This window comes from Micromonospora sp. NPDC005707 (assembly GCF_040631005.1).
Lineage (GTDB): Bacteria > Actinomycetota > Actinomycetes > Mycobacteriales > Micromonosporaceae > Micromonospora.
In genome coordinates this window covers 178,387-196,082 of the sequence record NZ_JBEXYR010000007.1, presented here as the reverse complement: position 1 = coordinate 196,082, position 17,696 = coordinate 178,387, and the positions used below count along the sequence as shown (strand labels likewise).

The following is a 17,696-nucleotide window of genomic DNA, read 5'->3' as shown; positions in this document are numbered from 1 at the left end:
CCGCCCGCCGCCGTGCTGACCGGGATCGGGGTGGGACCTGGCGATCCCGAGCTGCTGACGCTCAAGGCCGCGCGGCTGCTGGCCGAGGCCGACCTGGTGTTCGTGCCCGTGCTGGACCGGCACGCCGCCGACCCGGACGCGCCCGCCGGACGGGCCGAGACCACCGTGCGGGCGCACGTGCCCGCGGACCGGCTGCGCCGGCTGCCGTTCGCCCTGGACGACCGGGGCGGGGTGACCGCCCGCCGGGAGCGGGCCTGGGACGCCGCCGCGGCGGCCGTGGTGGCGGCGGTCGACTCCGGCGCCCGGTCGGTCGCCTTCGCCACCATCGGCGACCCCAACGTCTACTCCACTTTCGGCTACCTGGCCGACGGTGTGCGGGCCCGGCGGCCCGGGGTCGAGGTGCGGACCGTGCCCGGCATCACCGCCATGCAGGAGCTGGCCGCCCGGGCCGGCGTGCCGCTCTGCGAGGGCCGGGAACCGCTCACCCTGCTGCCCGCCACGGCCGGGCTCACGCCGGTCGCCGACGCGCTCGCCGGCCCCGGGACCGTCGTCGTCTACAAGGGCTGGCGCCGCCACCCCGACCTGGTCGACGAGCTGCGCCGGCAGGGCCGGCTGCCGGACGCCGTGCTGGGTCGGGCGCTCGGCCTGCCCGGCGAGCGGATCGGGCCGGTGGACGCCGCCGCCGTTGACCTGCCGTACCTGTCGACGCTGCTGGTCCCGGCCCGCCGGGACCGTCGGGGAGGAAAACTGTGACCACCACCGGCAAGGTCTGGTTCGTCGGGGCCGGCCCCGGCGCCGCCGACCTGCTCACCCTGCGCGCCGCCCGGGTCATCGCCGAGGCCGACGTGGTGATCTGGGCGGCCAGCCTCGTGCACGCCGACGTGCTGGCCCACGCCCGCCCGGACGCCGAGATCGTCGACTCCTCCCAGCTGCCCATCGAGGGTGTCCGGCCGCTGTACGAACGGGCCGCCGGGCAGGGGCTCGTCGTGGCCCGGATCCACTCCGGCGACCCGGCCCTGTGGGGCGCCGTGCAGGAACAGCTGGACCTGTGCCGCGACCTCGGCCTGGCCGTGGAGGTGGTGCCCGGGGTGTCCTCGTTCACCGCGGTCGCGGCGCTCGTCGGCCGGGAGCTGACCATCCCCGAGGTCGCCCAGTCGGTGATCCTCACCCGCCTGGAGGGCGGCAAGACGCCCATGCCGCCCGGCGAGCGGGTCCGCGAGTTCGCCCGGCACGGCACCACCATGGCGCTGTTCCTCTCCGCCGCCCGCTCCGGGCAGGCCCAGGCGGAGCTGCTGGCCGGTGGCTACCCGCCGGAGACCCCCGTGGTGGTGGCGTACCAGGCGACCTGGCCGGACGAGCTGGTGGTCCGGTGCGCGCTGGGCGAACTGGAGGCCACCGTCAAGGCGCACAAGCTCTGGAAGCACACGCTGTTCCTGGTCGGGCCGGCGCTCGCCGCCGCCGGCACCCGCTCGCACCTCTACCACCCGGGGCACTTCCACACCTACCGGCGGGCCGAGCCGGGCGCCCGCGCCGCGCTGCGCCGGGCCCGCGCCGACCGGTCGGACGACGCCGCCGGGGACGGCCGGTGACGTACGTCGAGCCGCCGCTGCGCGAGCCGGACCTGCCGCGTACGGCGAAGGTCCGGCCCACCGCGCTGCGCACGGGCTGGACCACCGGCGCGTGCGCCACCGCGGCGACCAAGGCGGCCCTGACCGCGCTGGTCACCGGGGAGCCGCAGCGCCAGGTGGAGATCGGGCTGCCGGCCGGCCGGCGGGTCACCTTCGCGGTGGCCCGCTGCGACCTGGAACGGGCGCGGCGGGCCGAGGCCGTGGTGGTCAAGGACGCGGGCGACGACCCCGACGTCACCCACGGCGCCGAGCTGACCGCCACGGTCACCTGGCGGGACGAGCCGGGGCTGCGCCTCGACGGCGGGCCGGGCGTCGGCACGGTCACCCGGCCGGGGCTCGGCCTGGCGGTGGGCGGCCCGGCCATCAACGAGACCCCGCGCCGCATGATCGGCCAGGCCGTCGCCGAGGTCGTCGACCTCGACGAGACCGGCGTCCGCGTGGTGATCAGCGTGCCGCGCGGCGAGATGATGGCGCGCAAGACCACCAACCGGCGGCTCGGCATCCTCGGCGGCATCTCCATCCTCGGCACCACCGGGATCGTCCGGCCGTTCTCCACCGCCTCCTGGCGGGCCAGCGTGGTGCAGGCCGTGCACGTGATGGCCGCCCAGGGGGAGCGGACCGTGGTGCTCTGCACCGGCGGGCGTACCGAGCGGGCGGCCCGGGCGCTGCTGCCGGAGCTGCCCGAGGTGTGCTTCGTCGAGGTCGGCGACTTCACCGGCGCGGCGGTCACGGCCGCCGTCGGCGACGGGATGACCGGGGTGGTCTTCGTCGGCATGGCCGGCAAGCTGGCGAAGCTCGCCGCCGGCATCCTGATGACCCACTACACCCGGTCCAAGGTGGACCTGTCGCTGCTCGGCGCGATCACCGCCGAGGCCGGTGGCGACCCGGACCTGGTCGCCGCCGTCACCGCCGCCAACACGGGGCGGCACGCGTACGAGCTGTGGGCCGACGCCGGACTGCTCGGCCCGGCCGGGGACCTGCTCTGCCACCGGGTCCGGCAGGTGCTGCGCCGCTTCGCCGGGCACGCCGTCAGCGTCGACGTGGCCATGGTGGACTTCGCCGGCGCCCGGGTGGTCGCCTCCTCGGGGCGGTGGGCCGCGTGAGGCCGACCGTCCTCGTGGCGGGGATCGACGCCGCCGGCCGCCCCGCGCACCCCGCGCTCGCGCCGGCGCTGGCCGGCGCCGGCCTGGTCGTCGGCGCGGCCCGGCACCTGGCGGCCGTGCCTGTGGCCCCCGGCTGCGCCACCGTCGTCCTCGGCCCACTCGCACCCGCCCTGCGCCGGCTCACCGCGGCCGTCGCCGCCGGCACGCCCGCGGTGGTGCTGGCCAGCGGCGACCCCGGCTTCTTCGGCATCGTCCGCCGGCTCCGGTCGGCCGGCCTGCCGCTGCGGGTGCTGCCCGCCGTCTCCAGCGTCGCCGCCGCGTTCGCCCGCGCCGGGCTGCCCTGGGACGGCGCCGCCGTGGTCACCGCGCACGGCCGGGACCCGCGCCCCGCGCTCAACGCCTGCCGGGCGCTGCCCGCCGTCGCGGTGCTCACCGCCCCCGGCGCGGGCGCGGCCGAGCTGGGCGCCGGCCTGGCCGGCTGGGACCGCCGCCTGGTGGTCGCCGAGCACCTCGGCACCCCGGACGAGCGGGTCACCTGGACCACCCCGGCCGAGGCCGCCGCGACGGCCTGGTCCGACCCCCACGTCGTGCTCTGCCTTGCCGCGGAGACCGTCCCGGGCCGCGTCGAGGGCGCACCCCGTCCTTCGAGCACCGTCTCGACGGCCCGGAACCGATGCACGACCGAGGACGCGGGGCGCGGGCCTGCCGGCCCGCCGACGGGCGGCGTCGACGGGACCCGCGCCGGCGACCGCCCGCCCACCGCCCGGCCGGCCACCGCCGGCGTCGCCGGGATGCGCGCCGACGACCAGCCCGCCGCCGCGCCGGCCGGAGGGTGGGCGCTGCCCGAGTCCGCGTACGCCCACCGGGACTCGATGATCACCAAGGCGGAGGTCCGGGCGCTCGCGGTGGCCCGGCTGCGGCCCCGGCTGGGCCGGCTGGTCTGGGACGTCGGCGCGGGCAGCGGCTCGGTCGGTATCGAGTGCGCGCTGCTCGGCGCGGCGGTGCTCGCCGTGGAACGCGACCCGGACGCGCCGATCCGGGCCAACGCCGCCCGGCACGGCGTCGACGTCCGGGTGGTGACCGGGGCGGCCCCGGCGGCCCTGGTCGGCCTGCCCGACCCGGACGCGGTCTTCGTCGGCGGGGGCGGCGTGGACGTGCTCGCGGCGGTGGCCGACCGTCGCCCGCCCCGGGTGGTGGTCACCCTGGCCGCCCTCGACCGGATCGCCCCCGCCGTGCACCTGCTGCGCGCCGCCGGCTACGCGGTCGACGGCTGCCAGCTCGCCGCCGCCCGCCTCGCCGACCTGCCCGGCGGCTCGCTGCGCCTGGCCGCCACCAACCCGGTCGTCCTGCTCACCGCGGAGCAGCCGTGACCGCCCACCCGGAGGAACCCGTGGCCACACCGTCGGACCTGTTGACAGGGGACCCCTGCGCCACGGCAGGCGTGAATAAGGAGCCTCTCCGCGTGGGGCTCGTGGCGGCGACCGCCGCCGGACGGCGGCACGCGCGCACCCTCGCCGCGGCCTGGCCGCACGCCCGGCTCGTGGAGGCGGAGAGCGCCGCCGACGCGCTGCGGGCCGCCTGGCGCGGGTGCGACGCCGTCGTCGCCTTCCTGGCCACCGGCGCGGTGGTCCGCATCCTGGCCCCGCTGCTCGGCGACAAGCGGACCGACCCGGCCGTGGTGGTCGTCGACGAGGCGGCCCGGCACGCGGTGGCCCTGCTCGGCGGGCACGCGGGCGGCGCCAACGCCCTCGCCGCCGACGTCGGCGCGCTGCTCGACGCGCGGCCGGTGGTCACCACCGCCACCGACGCGGTAGGCCTGCCCGGCCTGGACACCCTCGGCTGGCCGGTGGAGGGCGCGGTGGCCGCGGTGTCCCGGGCGATCCTCGACGGCGAGCCGGTCCGGCTGGTCGCCGACGCCACCTGGCCGCTGCCCGCCCTGCCGGAACACGTCCACATCGAGGTCACACCCCCGCCGGCCGACTCGCACCCGCCGGCCGCCCCGACACCGGCCGCCGGAGCGGCGACACCGATGCCGGCCGCCGACGGGAGCCGCGACGGCGTGGCAGGCTGGCGGATCCTGGTCACCGACCGGGTCGTGCCGCTCGACGGGCGGACCGTGGTGCTCCGGCCGCCGTCCCTGGTCGCCGGCATCGGCTCCAGCCGGGGCGTGCCGGCCGCCGAGGTGACCGACCTGCTGCGCCGGGCGCTCGCCGACGCCGGCCTCAGCCCGGCCAGCCTGCGCTGCCTGGCCAGTGTGGACCTCAAGGCCGACGAGGCGGGCATCCGGGCGACCGCCGACGCGTACGGCGTACCCCTGAAGACCTGGCCGGCGGCGGACCTGGCCGCGGTCGACGTGCCGCACCCCAGTGAGGTGGTCCGCGCCGCGGTCGGCACGCCGAGCGTCGCGGAGGCCGCGGCGCTGCGCGGCGGCGGCAGCCTGCTGGTGCCGAAGACCGCCTCGGCCATGGCCACCGTGGCGGTGGCCCGGCATGCCCCGCGCGGCCGGCTCGCGCTGGTCGGCCTCGGCCCCGGCGCGGCGGACCTGCGCACCCCGCGCGCGGTGGCCGAGCTGCGCCGGGCGGCCGTGGTGGTCGGCCTTGACCAGTACGTCGACCAGGTCCGCGACCTGCTCCGGCCCGGCACCCGGGTGCTGGCCAGCGGCCTCGGCGCGGAGGAGGCGCGGGCCCGGGCCGCCGTCGCCGAGGCCACCGCCGGCCACGCCGTCGCCCTGGTCGGGTCCGGCGACGCCGGGGTGTACGCGATGGCCAGCCCCGCCCTGGAATACGCCGACGACCGGATCGACGTGGTCGGCGTGCCCGGGGTGACCGCCGGCCTCGCCGCGTCGGCGCTGCTCGGCGCGCCACTCGGGCACGACCACGTCTACCTGAGCCTGTCCGACCTGCACACCCCGTGGGAGGTGATCGCGGGCCGGATCGCCGCCGCGGCCGAGGGCGACCTGGTGGCGCTGCTCTACAACCCGCGCAGCCGCACCCGGGACTGGCAGCTCGGCGCCGCCCTGGAGACCTTCGCGGCGCACCGCCCGCCGGACACCCCGGTCGGCGTGGTCCGCAACGCCAGCCGCCCCGGCGAGCGGGTGCACCTGGCCACCCTGGCCACCCTCGACCCGGCCGTCGTCGACATGTACAGCGTGGTGGTGGTCGGCAGCTCGCAGACCCGGGTGGTCGCCGGCCGGATGGTCACGCCCCGGGGGTACCGGTGGCGGTCGTGACCATCGGCGCCTGCCAGGGCTGCGGCGCCTGCCTGCTCACCTGCCCGACGCACGCCATCCGACCCACCCCCGCCGGCCTGCGGGTCACCGACCGCTGCACCGGCTGCCTCGAATGCCTGGAGATCTGCCCCGTGGACGCCATCCGCGTCGACCCCGAACCCGGAGGAGAGCGATGACCTCGACCCCCACCGCCGCCGCCCCCACCATCGGCCGCTGGAGCCGCGCCGAACGGGCCCGCCTCGGCGGCATCGTCTGCGCGGTCGCCGCGCTGCACGTCGCCGGAGTGACCCTCTACCTGTACTGGAACAACCAGCCGGTGGCGGCCGGCGGGCTGGCCGGCGCCGGCACCCTGGCCTACGTGCTGGGGGTGCGGCACGCCTTCGACGCCGACCACATCGCCGCCATCGACGACACCACCCGGCTCATGCTGCTGCGCGGCCGGCGGCCGGTCGGCGTGGGCTTCTTCTTCGCGCTCGGGCACAGCGCCGTGGTGCTGCTGCTCGCCCTCGTGGTCGGGCTCGCCTCCACCCGGTTGACCGGCGACCGGATGGCCGGCGTCCGCGAGGTCGGCGCCACCGTCGCGATCGTCACCGCGACCGGCTTCCTGCTCCTCGTGGCGGCCCTCAACGCGGTGGTGCTGGCCGGGCTGGCCCGGCTCTGGCGGCGGCTGCGCGCCGGTGCCCTGGACGAGACCGAGCTGGACCTCATGCTGCTCAACCGGGGGCTGATGCACCGGATCCTCGGGGCCCGGGCCCGCACCCTGGTCCGCTCCTCCTGGCACATGGCCCCGGTCGGCTTCCTCTTCGGGCTGGGTCTGGAGACGGCCAGCGAGGTGACCCTTCTGGCGCTGTCGGCGAGCACCGCCGCCGCCGGCGGGCTGCCCGTGCTGGCGCTGCTCACCCTGCCGCTGCTCTTCGCCGCCGGGATGTCCGCCATGGACACCGCGGACAGCCTGCTGATGAGCCGCGCCTACTCGTGGGCGTACCGGCAGCCGGCCCGGCGGCTCTGGTACAACCTGGCCACCACCACGATGACCGTGCTGGTCGGCGGCCTGGTCGCCAGCGTCTACCTGGCCGGGCTGCTCGCCGACCACCTCGGGCTCACCGCCCTGGCCGGGTACGCCTCGATCGCCGACCACTTCGAGCAGCTCGGCTACGCCGTGGTGGGCCTCTTCGCCCTCGCCTGGGGCGGCGCCGTGCTGCTGTGGCGGCTGCGCGGCTACGACCGCCGCTACGGCCGGGCCGGCTCGTGAGCCGGACCGTGCACCCGATCGAGGCGGAGTCCTACCGGATCCTGCGCGGGCGGGTCGACCTGTCGCACCTGCCGCCGCTGACCCGGGCGGTCACCGAGCGGGTGGTGCACGCCAGCGCCGACCTCGACTACGTCGCCGACCTGGTCTGCGACGAGGCCGCCCTGGCCGGCGGGCTGACCGCGCTGCGGGCCGGCGCGCCGATCGTCACCGACGTGTGGATGGTCGCCGCCGGCATCACCCGGGCCGGGCGGGAGATCGTCTGCCCGGTCACCGAGCCGGCCGCCGCCGACCTGGGCCGCGCCGCCGGCATCACCCGCTCGGCCGCGGCCGTGCGGATCGCGGCCGACCGGGTGGGCCCGGGCGCGGTCTGGGTGGTCGGCTGCGCCCCCACCGCGCTGGTCGAGCTGATCGCCCTCGACGCGGCCCCGGCGCTGGTGGTCGGCCTGCCGGTCGGCTTCGTGGGCGCGGCCGAGTCCAAGGCGGCGCTGCGGGCCAGCGGCCTGCCCGCCGTGTCCAACGTGGGCGAGAAGGGCGGCTCCGCGGTGGCCGCCGCCGCCCTCAACGCCCTGCTCTACCTGGAGGACATGTGAAGGACCAGACCCCGCTGCTGATCGTCGGGCACGGCACCCGCAGCGCGGCCGGCGTCGCCCAGTTCGCGGCGCTGGTCGAGCGGATCCGCCGCCGGAACGCGGTCGCCGACGTCGAGGGCGGCTTCATCGAGCTGTCCCGCCCGCCGCTGACCGACGCCGTCGGCGCGCTGGTCGACCGGGGCCACCGGACCGTGGTGGCGCTGCCGCTGGTGCTGGCCGCCGCCGGGCACGGCAAGGGGGACATCCCCGCCGCCCTCGCCCGCGAGAAGCAGCGCCACCCCGGCCTGCGGTACGCGTACGGGCGGCCGCTCGGGCCGCACCCCCTGCTCCAGGAGGCGCTGGCACGGCGGATCGACGCGGCGCTCGACGGGGCCGACCGGGCCGGCACGTGGGTGGCGCTGATCGGGCGCGGCTCCACCGACCCGGACGCCAACGCCGAGGTGACCAAGGTGGCCCGGCTGCTCTGGGAGGGGCGCGGCTACGCCGGCGTGGAACCCGGCTTCATCTCGCTCGCCGAGCCGTCCGTGCCGGCCGTGCTGGAACGGCTGCGCCGGCTCGGCGCCCGGCGGATCGTGGTCGCGCCGTACTTCCTCTTCGCCGGCGTGCTGCCGGACCGGATCGTGGCGCAGAGCCGGGAGTTCGCCGCCGACCATCCCGGCCTCGACGTGCGGGTGGCCGAGGTGATCGGCGACTGCGACGCGCTCGCCGACCTGGTGCTGGAACGGCACGCCGAGGCGCTGCACGGGGACATCCGGATGAACTGCGACACCTGCGCGTACCGGGTGGCGCTGCCCGGCTTCGCCGAAAAGGTGGGCCGGCCGCAGACCCCGCACCACCACCCCGACGACCCGGCCGACGGGCACGGCCACCACCACCATCACCACGCGGGCCACCACGACGAGCCGGCGCTGCGCCCCGGACAGGTGGCCGTGGTGGGCGGCGGGCCCGGCCCGGACGACCTGATCACCGTACGCGGCCGGGCGCTGCTCGACGCCGCGGACGTGGTGGTGGCCGACCGGCTCGCCCCGGCCGGGCTGCTGCGCCGGCTGCGCCCCGGCGTGCTGGTGGTGGACGCCGCCAAGGTGCCCCGCGGCCCGTCGATGACCCAGGACGCCATCAACGACACCCTGGTCGCGCACGCCCGCGCCGGGCGGCGGGTGGTCCGGCTCAAGGGCGGCGACCCGTACGTCTTCGGCCGGGGCCACGAGGAGGTCCTCGCCTGCGCGGCGGCCGGGGTGGAGACGGTGCTCGTGCCGGGGGTGAGCAGCGCGGTGGCGGCGCCCGCCCTGGCCGGGGTGCCGGTGACCCACCGGGGCGTGGCGCACGAGGTCACCGTCGTGTCCGGGCACCTGCCGCCCGGGCACCCGGACTCCCTGGTCGACTGGGCCGCGCTGGCCCGGGCCCGGGGCACGCTCGTGCTGCTCATGGCGGTGGACACCGTCGGGCGGATCGCCGCCGAACTGCTCGCCCACGGGCGGGCGGCGCAGACGCCGGTGCTGGCCGTCCGGGACGCCGGCCACCCGGAGCAGTGGACGGCCCGGTGCCGGCTGGACGAGGTCGGCGCGCTGGCCGCGCGGGACGAGGTCCGGCCGCCGGCGGTCTTCGTGGTTGGACCGGTGGTCGGGCTCGCGGCCGATCCGGCCTCGCTCGCCGCGGCCGGTCCGGTGCCCGCCGCGCCTGCCACGCCCGCTCCGGCTCCGGCGCCTGCCGCGGTGCCGGCGCGGGGCTGAACATGGCGACCGGCACCGGCCGGCCGGTGCCGGCGCGGGGGTGTGCGTGCCGGCCGGGCCGGTCGGCCGGTGCCTTTCCGTGCTGGCCGCTCGGGTCGGCTGGAGCCGGCGCGGGGGAACGTGCCGGCCCGGAAGGTCAGCCGGTGAGGGCGCGGGCGAGGAGGTATCCGACGGTCGCTGCCGCGAGGCCGGCGGCGATGCTGCCCAGCGCGTTGGCCACCGCGGGCCCGCGGTGGCCCGAGCGGTGCAGCCGCAGGGTCTCGTAGCTGAGCGTGGACCAGGTGGTCAGCGCGCCGCAGAAGCCGGTGCCGACCAGGGCGGTCACCGCGGGGGAGGCGGGCACGGCGGCCACCGCGCCGAGCACCAGCGACCCGGCCACGTTGACGGTCAGCGTGCCCCACGGGAAGGGGGAGCCGTGCCGGGCCTGCACGGCCCGGTCGGTCAGGTAGCGCAGCGGCGCGCCCACCGCCGCACCGAGCGCGATCAGCAGGACGGTCACCGGGCCGCCCCGACCCCGGCCCGGGTCAGCAGCCGGCCGGCCACGGCGTCCCCGACCCAGACCGCCAGCAGCGCACCGGTCAGGGTCGCCGCCAGGTACGCCAGTGCCGTGCCCGGCGCCCCGGCCACGATCGCCCGCTGGGCGTCCACGGCGTAGGTGGAGAAGGTGGTGAAGCCGCCGAGGACACCGACGCCGAGGAACGGCCGGACCAGCGGCCCGGCCGGGCGGGCCGTGAGCACCGCCATCAGCGCCCCGATGAGCAGGCAGCCGGCGACGTTGATGCCGAAGGTGGCCCACGGGAAGCCGGTGGGCGGGTGCGGGAACGCGGCCTGCAACCCGGCCCGGGCCAGCGCGCCGAGCACCCCGCCGGCGGCGATGACGCCGAGCACCGCCGCCGGGTGGGCGGGCAACTCCCGCCGGTCGGCGGGGACGCGCAGGTCGACGTCGGGGTCGACGCGGAACTCGGACGGTCCGGTCACGGTGCCTCCCACCAGGACGGGCATCACTGGCAGGGACCGTTGGCGAGCGTGTCGCGGTTCTCCCGGCCGGTTCCGGGACGGCGGGCCCCACCGCCGCGCCGAGCATAACGCCGCCCGCGCGCGCCGGCCGGCACACCGTCAGGCCGGGACGGCGGCCGGCTCGCGCGCCTCCGCGGCGTCCACCGGGGTACGCCGGACGTGCCGCTCGGCCACCAGCAGCACCCCGAGGCCGAGCAGGGTGAGCCCGGCGCCGGCCCAGATCGGGGCGGTGAAGCCGAGGCCGGCGTCGATGGTCAGCCCGCCGAGCCAGGCGCCCAGCGCGTTGCCGACGTTGAACGCGGCGATGTTCGCCCCGGAGGCCAGGGTCGGGGCCTGGCGGGCGTACTTCATGATCCGCATCTGGAGCGGCGGCACGGTGGCGAAGCCGAACGCGCCCATGAGCACCAGCGCGACCACGGTCAGCGCCGGGCTCCCGGCGGTCAGCGCGAAGCCGACCAGCACCAGGGTGAGCACCGCGAGGACGGTGACCAGGGTCCGGGACAGCGACACGTCGGCGGCCCGGCCGCCGGCCAGGTTGCCGGCGAACAGCCCCACCCCGAAGAGCACCAGCAGCCACGGCACGGTGCCGGCCGCGAAGCCGCTCACCTCGGTCAGGGTGTACGCGATGTAGGTGAACGCGCCGAACATGCCGCCGAAGCCGAGCACGGTGACCACCAGCGAGAACCAGACCTGGGCATGGGTGAACGCCCGCAGCTCGCCGCGCAGCCCGCCGGTCGGTGCGGCGTCGGTGGCCGGGCCGCGGCCGGGCACCAGCACGGCGAGGCCGGCCAGCGCGACCAGCCCGATGCCGGTGATCGCCCAGAACGTGGCGCGCCAGCCGAGGTGCTGGCCGAGGAGGGTGCCGAACGGCACGCCGAGGACGTTGGCGATGGTGAGCCCGGCGAACATCATGGCGATCGCGCCCGCCCGGCGGGCCGGCGCGACCAGGCCGGCCGCCACCACCGCGCCGATGCCGAAGAACGCGCCGTGGCAGAGCGCGGCGACGATCCGGCCGGCCAGCATGGTGCCGTAGTCGCCGGCGAGGGCCGAGAGCAGGTTGCCGGCGATGAAGAGCACCATCAGGCCGAGCAGCACCGGCTTGCGGCGCAACCGGGTGACGGCGGCGGTGAGCGCCACCCCGCCGACGGCGACGCTGAGGGCGTACCCGGAGATCAACCAGCCGGCCACCGACTCGCTGACCGCGAAGTCGGCGGCGACCTGGGGGAGCAGTCCCATGATCACGAACTCGGTCAGCCCGATGCCGAACGCCCCGATCGCCAGGGCGATCAGGCCGCCGGGGAGGGCCGAGGTGCGCTGTGTCATGCCGTACCCAATCCATACGCGCGAAATAAAGAGGCGCGTGCAACTACCCGCGCCGGCAACAAAGATAGTTGCACGCGCCGTATACCGGCGCAAGGGTGGTAGCCTGGAGGGCGTCCACGTCACACCGGAGGGGGCGCCATGGGCATCGCCGACGACGCCGTCGAGATCCGCGCGCAGGGCTGGCGCACCCTCGCCGCGCTGCACGGCCTGATCGAGACCGCCCTGGAGCGCGCCCTCCAGGCCGAGCACGACCTGACCGTCGTCGAGTACACGGTGCTCGACGCGCTCTCCCGGCAGGACGGCTGGCACATGCGGATGCGGCAGCTCGCCCGCGCCGCCGCGCTGTCCGGCAGCGCCACCACCCGCCTGGTCACCCGGCTGGAGGAGCGCGGCCTGCTCACCCGCGTGCTCTGCGCCGACGACCGGCGCGGCATCTACACCGAGCTGACCCCGGCCGGCTCCGAGTTGCTCGGGCGGGCCCGCCCGACCCACGACCGGGTGCTGGCCGACGCGCTCGCCGAGGCCGAGCGCACCCCCGAGCTGGCCCCGCTGGTCGACGCGCTGCACCGGCTCCCCGCCGCCCGCTGAGCCGCAGAACTGCATCGGCGGCCGGCGATGCCGACCCCGCTGACCTGGCAGGACGGGCCGTACGGGCGTACGGTGATCGGCACCCGCCCGGCGCGACGCGGCGTCGGCGACCCGTCGCGCAGGAGGCCACCGTGCAGGACCGCACCCCTCGTCCGGACGAGCTGGAACCCGTCGAGCGGGCCGGCGTCGACGAGCTGCGGGCGCTGCAACTCGACCGGCTGCGCTGGTCGCTGCGGCACGCGTACGACAACGTGCCGCACTACCGGCAGGCCTTCGAGGCGGCCGGCGTGCACCCCGACGACGTGCGCGAGCTGGCCGACCTGGCCCGCTTCCCATTCACCGGCAAGGCCGAGCTGCGGGAGAACTACCCGTTCGGCATGTTCGCGGTCCAGCGCGAGCGGGTCGCCCGGCTGCACGCCTCCTCCGGCACCACGGGCCGGCCCACCGTGGTCGGCTACACCCGCGCCGACCTGGACACCTGGGCGAAGCTGATGGCCCGCTCGATCCGGGCCTCCGGCGGCCGGCCCGGCGACCGGGTGCACGTGGCGTACGGCTACGGGCTCTTCACCGGCGGGCTCGGCGCGCACTACGGCGCCGAGGAGCTGGGCTGCACCGTCATCCCGGTCTCCGGCGGCATGACCGAGCGGCAGGTCATGCTGATCCGCGACTTCGCGCCGGACGTCATCATGGTCACCCCCAGCTACATGCTGGCCATCGTCGACGAGATGGAGCGCCAGGGCGTCGACCCGCGGTCCACCTCGCTCCAGGTCGGCATCTTCGGCGCCGAGCCGTGGACCGAGGACATGCGCCGGGAGATGGAGCAGCGCCTCGACATGCACGCCGTGGACATCTACGGCCTCTCCGAGGTGATGGGCCCCGGGGTGGCGGTCGAGTGCGTGGAGACCAAGGACGGCCTGCACCTGTGGGAGGACCACTTCTACCCGGAGATCATCGACCCGGTCACCGGTGCGGTGCTGCCCGACGGCGAGCGGGGCGAGCTGGTGCTCACCTCCCTCACCAAGGAGGCCATGCCGGTGGTCCGCTACCGCACCCGCGACCTCACCCGGCTGCTGCCCGGCACCGCCCGCAGCATGCGCCGGATCGAGAAGATCACCGGCCGGACCGACGACATGATGATCGTGCGCGGGGTCAACGTCTTCCCGACCCAGATCGAGGAGCTGATCCTGCGTACGCCCGCGCTGTCGCCGCACTTCCAGTGCGTGCTGGACCGGCAGGGCCGGATGGACACCCTCACCGTCAAGGTGGAGCGGCGGGCCGGGGTGGCCGCCGACGAGGCCGAGCGGGCCGGGGCGGCCCTCGTCGAGCAGGTCAAGAACACCATCGGGGTGAGCGTGGCGGTCCAGGTCATCGAACCCGACGGGGTCGAGCGCTCGATGGGCAAGATGCGCCGGATCGTCGACCAGCGGCGGGGGAACTGACATGGCGGGCGACGACGGCCGCACCGCGGCCCACGACATGTTCGACGCCGACGTGGCGTCCAAGGGACTCGGCATCGAGCTGGTCGAGGCCGGCGACGGCGCGGCGGTGGCCCGGATGCGGGTCACGCCGGCCATGCTGAACGGCCACGCCATCGGCCACGGCGGTTTCGTCTTCCTGCTCGCCGACACCGCCTTCGCGCTGGCCTGCAACAGTCACGGCCCGGCCACCGTGGCCGCCGGCGGCGAGATCAGCTTCCTCCGGCCGGTCCGCGAGGGCGACCTGCTGGAGGCCCGGGCCGCCGAGCGGGTCCGCTACGGCCGCAGCGGCATCTACGACGTCACGGTGTGGCGGGACGGCGAGGTGGTCGCCGAGTTCCGCGGGCGCAGCCGCACCATCGCCCGGGACTGACCGGCGTGCCGGCCCGCCGGGCGGCACGGCTGCGGGCCAGGATGGGTCGATGGCACACATCCTGCTCCTGCACTCCGTCTACGGGCTGCGCCCGGCCGTGCTGTCCGCCGCCGACCGGCTCCGCGCCGCCGGGCACCGGGTGACCACCCCCGACCTGTACGAGGTGCCGGCCGCGGACACCGTCGACGCCGGCTTCGCACTGTTCGACAAGATCGGCCGGGACACGGTCCTCGACCGGGCCCGCGCGGCGGTGGCCGGACTGCCCGCCGAAACCGTGCTGGCCGGCTTCTCGATGGGCGCCGGCGTCGCCGGGGCGCTGCTCGCCGAGCGGCCGGCGGCGGCCGCGCTGCTCCTGCTGCACGGCACCGGCGGCGATCCCGGCTCGGTCCGCCCCGGCCTGCCGGTGCAGCTGCACCTCGCCGACCCCGACGAGTACGAGCCGCAGGACGAGGTGGACGACTGGCAGCAGGCGATGACCGCCGCCGGCGCCGAGGTCACCGTGCACCGCTACCCGGGTCCCGGGCACCTCTTCACCGATCCCGGCACGCCCGACCACGACGCGCCCGCCGCCGACCTCACCTGGGACCGCGTCCTGGCGTTCCTCGCCGGCCGCTGACCGACCCGCCGGCCCAGGGGCCGGCCGGCCGCCCGGCGTGACCGCCGGATCCCGCCGCGCCCGCGCCTCGCCGGCCCAGGACGACGCCCGTCGGCCGCTAGCCGCCCGTGTTCGGCTCGCCTGCCCGGGACGACGCCCGTCGGCCGCTGCTCGGCTGTTCCCGTGCGACGTCCGGGTCGGAGTGGCCCCGTGCCCGCTCCGGCCCGGACGTCGCGTCAGGCGGCGAGCACCCGCCCGCCACCGGCCGGCGTCCGCCCTGCCGGGGCGGATGTCCCACCCTGCCGCTCCCGGCCGGTCCGGAGCGGACGCGGTGGCCCGACGATCGACGGTCGCCCGCCGACCGGCCCCACCCGGCCCGCCGACCCCCGCGGCGGGCCGCCGGGTAACGCGTCCCGGAGCCCCGGGAAGACGCCGAGCCGCGCCCGCACCGCCCGGCCCGCCCCGTTACCGCCGAACCGGGCCGCCCGGAGAGCCGGTCCGGCGGGGGCGCCCCCCGGCACCCCCGCCGCGGCGAACCAGCCCGCCCCGACGTCGGTCGTCCGCCGGCTGGCCGGCGCGTCGGTTCCGGCCGGCACCCCCCGTGCCGCGCCGCCCGCCGCAGGCACCCCCACGGCCGTGCCGCCCGCCGCAGGCACCCCCACGGCCGTGCCGCCCGCCGCGGGCACCCCCACGGCCGCTCCACCCGCCGCAGGCACCTTCCCGGCCGTGCCGCCCGTCGCAGGTACCTCCACGGCCGTGCCGCCCACCGCTGTCACACCGACGCCCGGCGTCGGGTCGCCCGCACCGGGGATCGGCGCCGGTCGGGCCCCTCCACCCGACCGGCGCCCCACCCCGCCCGGGCAGGTCGCCCGGCCGGTGGTGACCCCGCCGGCCGGGCCCGGGACGGCCGGGCGGATCGCCCCGACCGTCTCGGCGTCCCGCAGCCGGCGGGCGAACTCCGCCCGCACCGCGCGGGGCAGCCGGTGCGCGGCCACCCGGGCGACGGCCGGCTCGGCGACCGCGTACCCGCCGGTGGCGGCACGGCGGAGCAGGCCCGCGTCGACGAGCGCGCGCAGCACCGGCTCGGCACGCCCGGCCGGCCAGCCGAGCATCCGGGCCACCGTGGCGACCGGGACGTCGACACCCCGGGTCGCGGCCGCCATGAGCACCGCCCGCCGCTCCCCGTCCAGCCGGTCCAGCCGGGCGTCGACCAGGCGGCGGACCGGCTCGGGCACCCCGGCCGGCTCGCCGTCGGCGCCGAGCGCGCCGACGTACGCCGCCGCGGCGGCCGGGTTGCCGCCGACCAGCGGGAGCAGCTCCGCGGCCGGCGCGGTGGGCCGGCCGGCCCGGTCGAGCAGGTGCCGCAGCAGCCGTCCGCTGTCGACGGAGCCCAGCGCGGGCAACGGCACCCGGCGCCGCCGGCCGGCCGCTCCGGGCAGCAGGTCGGCCCAGCGCGGGCCGTGGGTGGCCACCACCGCGAGCGGCAGCCCCCGCTCGGTGGCCGCGGCGAACACCCGGTGCAGGAACCGGTTCAGCGCCGGCGCGGCCCGGTCCAGGTCGTCCACCGCCACCACCACCGGCTGGCCGGCGGCCAGGTCCAGCAGGACCTCCCGGCACACCTCGGCGCCGCGCGCGGCGGCCCCCGGGTCGCCCGGCGTGGCCAGGAACTCGGTCAGCGCGTGCGCCGCCGCACCGCGCCGGGCCGCCGGCAGCCCGTCCAGGGTGGTGCCCAGCCGCCGGCGTACGGTCTCCGGCGACTGGCCGTCGCGGAGCCCGGCGAGGCCGCGGACCAGATCCGCCAGCGGCGCCAGCTCCCCGTCGGGGAACGGGGGGCAGTGCGCGACGCACCACCGCACCGCCACACCGTCCACGCTCGACACCGCGCGAACCAGTTCGTGCAGCAGCCGGCTGCGCCCGCTGCCGGCCGGGCCGACCAGGGAGATCCAGCGTGGACGCCGCTCCCGCGCCGCCCGCACGATCTCGTCACCGGCCGTGGCCAGCTCGCGGCGGCGGCCGACCAGCGGGCCGTGGTGCCGGGCCGGCCGGCGCGGGGACACCCCGGTCACCCGCCAGACGTCCAGCGGCGCCGCCCTGCCGGCCACCGTCAGGGCGGCGAGCGGGCGCTGCTCGACCAGGCCGGCGACGGCCCGCCGGGTGGCCGCGCAGAGCACCACCCCGCCGGGCGGGGCGTACTCCTGGAGGCGCGCCGCCATGGTGATCACCGCACCGCTGGCCGCGGCGTGCCCGCCGTCGCGGGTGGCGGCCAGGTCGACCAGCGCCTCGCCGGTGGCCACGCCGACCCGGACCCGTAGCCGGGTGCCGGCCGGCACCCGCCGGTCCAGCGCGCCCTGGATCTCCAGCCCGGCGCGCACCGCCCGGTAGGCGTCGAACCCATCGGAGCCGTGCGCCCCGAACAGCGCCATGACCGCGTCGCCGACGTACTTCTCCACCACGCCGTGCCACCGGCCGAGCACCGCGGCCACCGTGCCGAAATAGGCCCGCTGCAGCGCCCGGACGTCCTCCGGGTCGAGCCGCTCGACCAGACCGGTCGACCCGACGATGTCGGCGAAAAGGACGGTGACCGTGCGCCGTTCCTCCGGCACCGGCCAACGCGCCACGGTGACCGCTTCCCGACTCCCCACCGGCGTGGTGATCAGCATCGCACCCACCCTTTCCCCGGTCCGGTGCCTGACGACCACCGGAGACTTTCACCACCGGGTCCTCGGGGGATCGGTAGGACGACGTATGTCGACCACCCGCAACCATTAGTCGTAATGTCGACGCGAGGAGTAC

At 77.7% G+C, this 17,696-nt stretch carries 14 protein-coding genes and 3 pseudogenes; 13 read left to right on the top strand and 4 right to left on the bottom strand.

What is annotated here, in order from left to right; translation table 11 throughout:
- Positions 1-12 precede the first annotated feature (12 nt).
- The 9 genes and pseudogenes from cobI to cobA all read left to right on the top strand — a co-directional run.
- The gene (cobI, locus tag ABZ452_RS16095; protein ID WP_357943700.1) at positions 13-753 is read left to right on the top strand and encodes a precorrin-2 C(20)-methyltransferase; all 741 of its coding nucleotides are present in this window, start codon (positions 13-15) and stop codon (positions 751-753) included.
- Positions 750-1,589 (top strand): precorrin-4 C(11)-methyltransferase, encoded by an 840-nt coding sequence (cobM, locus tag ABZ452_RS16090; protein ID WP_357943205.1) that lies wholly within the window; start codon positions 750-752, stop codon positions 1,587-1,589. Before cobI ends, cobM begins: the two co-directional genes overlap by 4 nt.
- Complete coding sequence (locus tag ABZ452_RS16085) at positions 1,586-2,731, top strand: cobalt-precorrin-5B (C(1))-methyltransferase (protein ID WP_357943203.1); 1,146 nt, start codon at positions 1,586-1,588, stop codon at positions 2,729-2,731. The genes cobM and ABZ452_RS16085 overlap by 4 nt, the downstream gene beginning before the upstream one ends.
- Positions 2,732-2,739: 8 nt before the next feature.
- Positions 2,740-4,101: pseudogene (gene cbiE / locus ABZ452_RS16080) on the top strand (precorrin-6y C5,15-methyltransferase (decarboxylating) subunit CbiE); the annotation flags it as partial.
- Positions 4,102-4,172: 71 nt separating this feature from the next.
- Entirely contained in the window at positions 4,173-5,960 is a 1,788-nt protein-coding gene (gene cobJ / locus ABZ452_RS16075) for a precorrin-3B C(17)-methyltransferase (RefSeq protein WP_357943201.1), read from the top strand.
- A pseudogene (locus ABZ452_RS16070) lies at positions 5,948-6,106 on the top strand (4Fe-4S binding protein); the annotation flags it as partial. The gene cobJ and the pseudogene ABZ452_RS16070, both read left to right, overlap by 13 nt.
- A gap of 26 nt (positions 6,107-6,132) precedes the next feature.
- A complete protein-coding gene (locus tag ABZ452_RS16065) occupies positions 6,133-7,212 on the top strand; it encodes a HoxN/HupN/NixA family nickel/cobalt transporter (protein WP_357943199.1) in 1,080 nt (359 codons plus the stop codon).
- The gene (locus ABZ452_RS16060) at positions 7,209-7,802 is read left to right on the top strand and encodes a precorrin-8X methylmutase (protein ID WP_357943197.1); all 594 of its coding nucleotides are present in this window, start codon (positions 7,209-7,211) and stop codon (positions 7,800-7,802) included. Before ABZ452_RS16065 ends, ABZ452_RS16060 begins: the two co-directional genes overlap by 4 nt.
- Positions 7,799-9,448 (top strand): annotated as a pseudogene (cobA, locus tag ABZ452_RS16055) (uroporphyrinogen-III C-methyltransferase); the annotation flags it as partial. The gene ABZ452_RS16060 and the pseudogene cobA, both read left to right, overlap by 4 nt.
- Positions 9,449-9,668: 220 nt before the next feature.
- Here the strand turns inward: cobA and crcB are convergent.
- From crcB to ABZ452_RS16040, 3 genes are all read right to left on the bottom strand, one after another.
- Complete coding sequence (crcB, locus tag ABZ452_RS16050) at positions 9,669-10,031, bottom strand: fluoride efflux transporter CrcB (RefSeq protein ID WP_357943195.1); 363 nt, start codon at positions 10,029-10,031, stop codon at positions 9,669-9,671.
- Complete coding sequence (locus tag ABZ452_RS16045) at positions 10,028-10,522, bottom strand: CrcB family protein (protein ID WP_357943698.1); 495 nt, start codon at positions 10,520-10,522, stop codon at positions 10,028-10,030. The genes crcB and ABZ452_RS16045 overlap by 4 nt, the downstream gene beginning before the upstream one ends.
- A gap of 126 nt (positions 10,523-10,648) precedes the next feature.
- Complete coding sequence (locus ABZ452_RS16040; RefSeq protein WP_357943193.1) at positions 10,649-11,872, bottom strand: MFS transporter; 1,224 nt, start codon at positions 11,870-11,872, stop codon at positions 10,649-10,651.
- A gap of 138 nt (positions 11,873-12,010) precedes the next feature.
- Here ABZ452_RS16040 and ABZ452_RS16035 point away from each other — a divergent pair, with 138 nt between their 5' ends.
- From ABZ452_RS16035 to ABZ452_RS16020, 4 genes are all read left to right on the top strand, one after another.
- A complete protein-coding gene (locus tag ABZ452_RS16035) occupies positions 12,011-12,460 on the top strand; it encodes a MarR family transcriptional regulator (protein WP_357943191.1) in 450 nt (149 codons plus the stop codon).
- A 131-nt stretch (positions 12,461-12,591) separates the two neighbouring features.
- Complete coding sequence (gene paaK / locus ABZ452_RS16030) at positions 12,592-13,899, top strand: phenylacetate--CoA ligase PaaK (protein WP_357943189.1); 1,308 nt, start codon at positions 12,592-12,594, stop codon at positions 13,897-13,899.
- A gap of 1 nt (position 13,900) precedes the next feature.
- Positions 13,901-14,308 (top strand): hydroxyphenylacetyl-CoA thioesterase PaaI, encoded by a 408-nt coding sequence (gene paaI / locus ABZ452_RS16025; protein ID WP_357943187.1) that lies wholly within the window; start codon positions 13,901-13,903, stop codon positions 14,306-14,308.
- 49 nt (positions 14,309-14,357) lie between these two features.
- A complete protein-coding gene (locus ABZ452_RS16020) occupies positions 14,358-14,924 on the top strand; it encodes a dienelactone hydrolase family protein (RefSeq protein WP_357943185.1) in 567 nt (188 codons plus the stop codon).
- A gap of 215 nt (positions 14,925-15,139) precedes the next feature.
- On the opposite strand, the gene ABZ452_RS16015 is transcribed toward ABZ452_RS16020, so the two are convergent.
- Positions 15,140-17,563 carry an adenylate/guanylate cyclase domain-containing protein gene (locus ABZ452_RS16015; RefSeq protein ID WP_357943183.1) on the bottom strand — a complete coding sequence of 808 codons (2,424 nt, stop codon included), beginning with the start codon at positions 17,561-17,563 and terminating at the stop codon, positions 15,140-15,142.
- Positions 17,564-17,696: the final 133 nt, after the last annotated feature.

What these genes read in the sequence shown, in the direction of transcription:
- ABZ452_RS16040 (WP_357943193.1), bottom strand. Translation starts at nt 11,872, where the DNA reads ATGACACAGCGCACCTCGGCCCTCCCCGGCGGCCTGATCGCCCTGGCG.
- ABZ452_RS16015 (WP_357943183.1), bottom strand. Translation starts at nt 17,563, where the DNA reads ATGCTGATCACCACGCCGGTGGGGAGTCGGGAAGCGGTCACCGTGGCG.
- paaI (WP_357943187.1), top strand. Translation starts at nt 13,901, where the DNA reads ATGGCGGGCGACGACGGCCGCACCGCGGCCCACGACATGTTCGACGCC.
- ABZ452_RS16020 (WP_357943185.1), top strand. Translation starts at nt 14,358, where the DNA reads ATGGCACACATCCTGCTCCTGCACTCCGTCTACGGGCTGCGCCCGGCC.
- ABZ452_RS16065 (WP_357943199.1), top strand. Translation starts at nt 6,133, where the DNA reads ATGACCTCGACCCCCACCGCCGCCGCCCCCACCATCGGCCGCTGGAGC.
- ABZ452_RS16035 (WP_357943191.1), top strand. Translation starts at nt 12,011, where the DNA reads ATGGGCATCGCCGACGACGCCGTCGAGATCCGCGCGCAGGGCTGGCGC.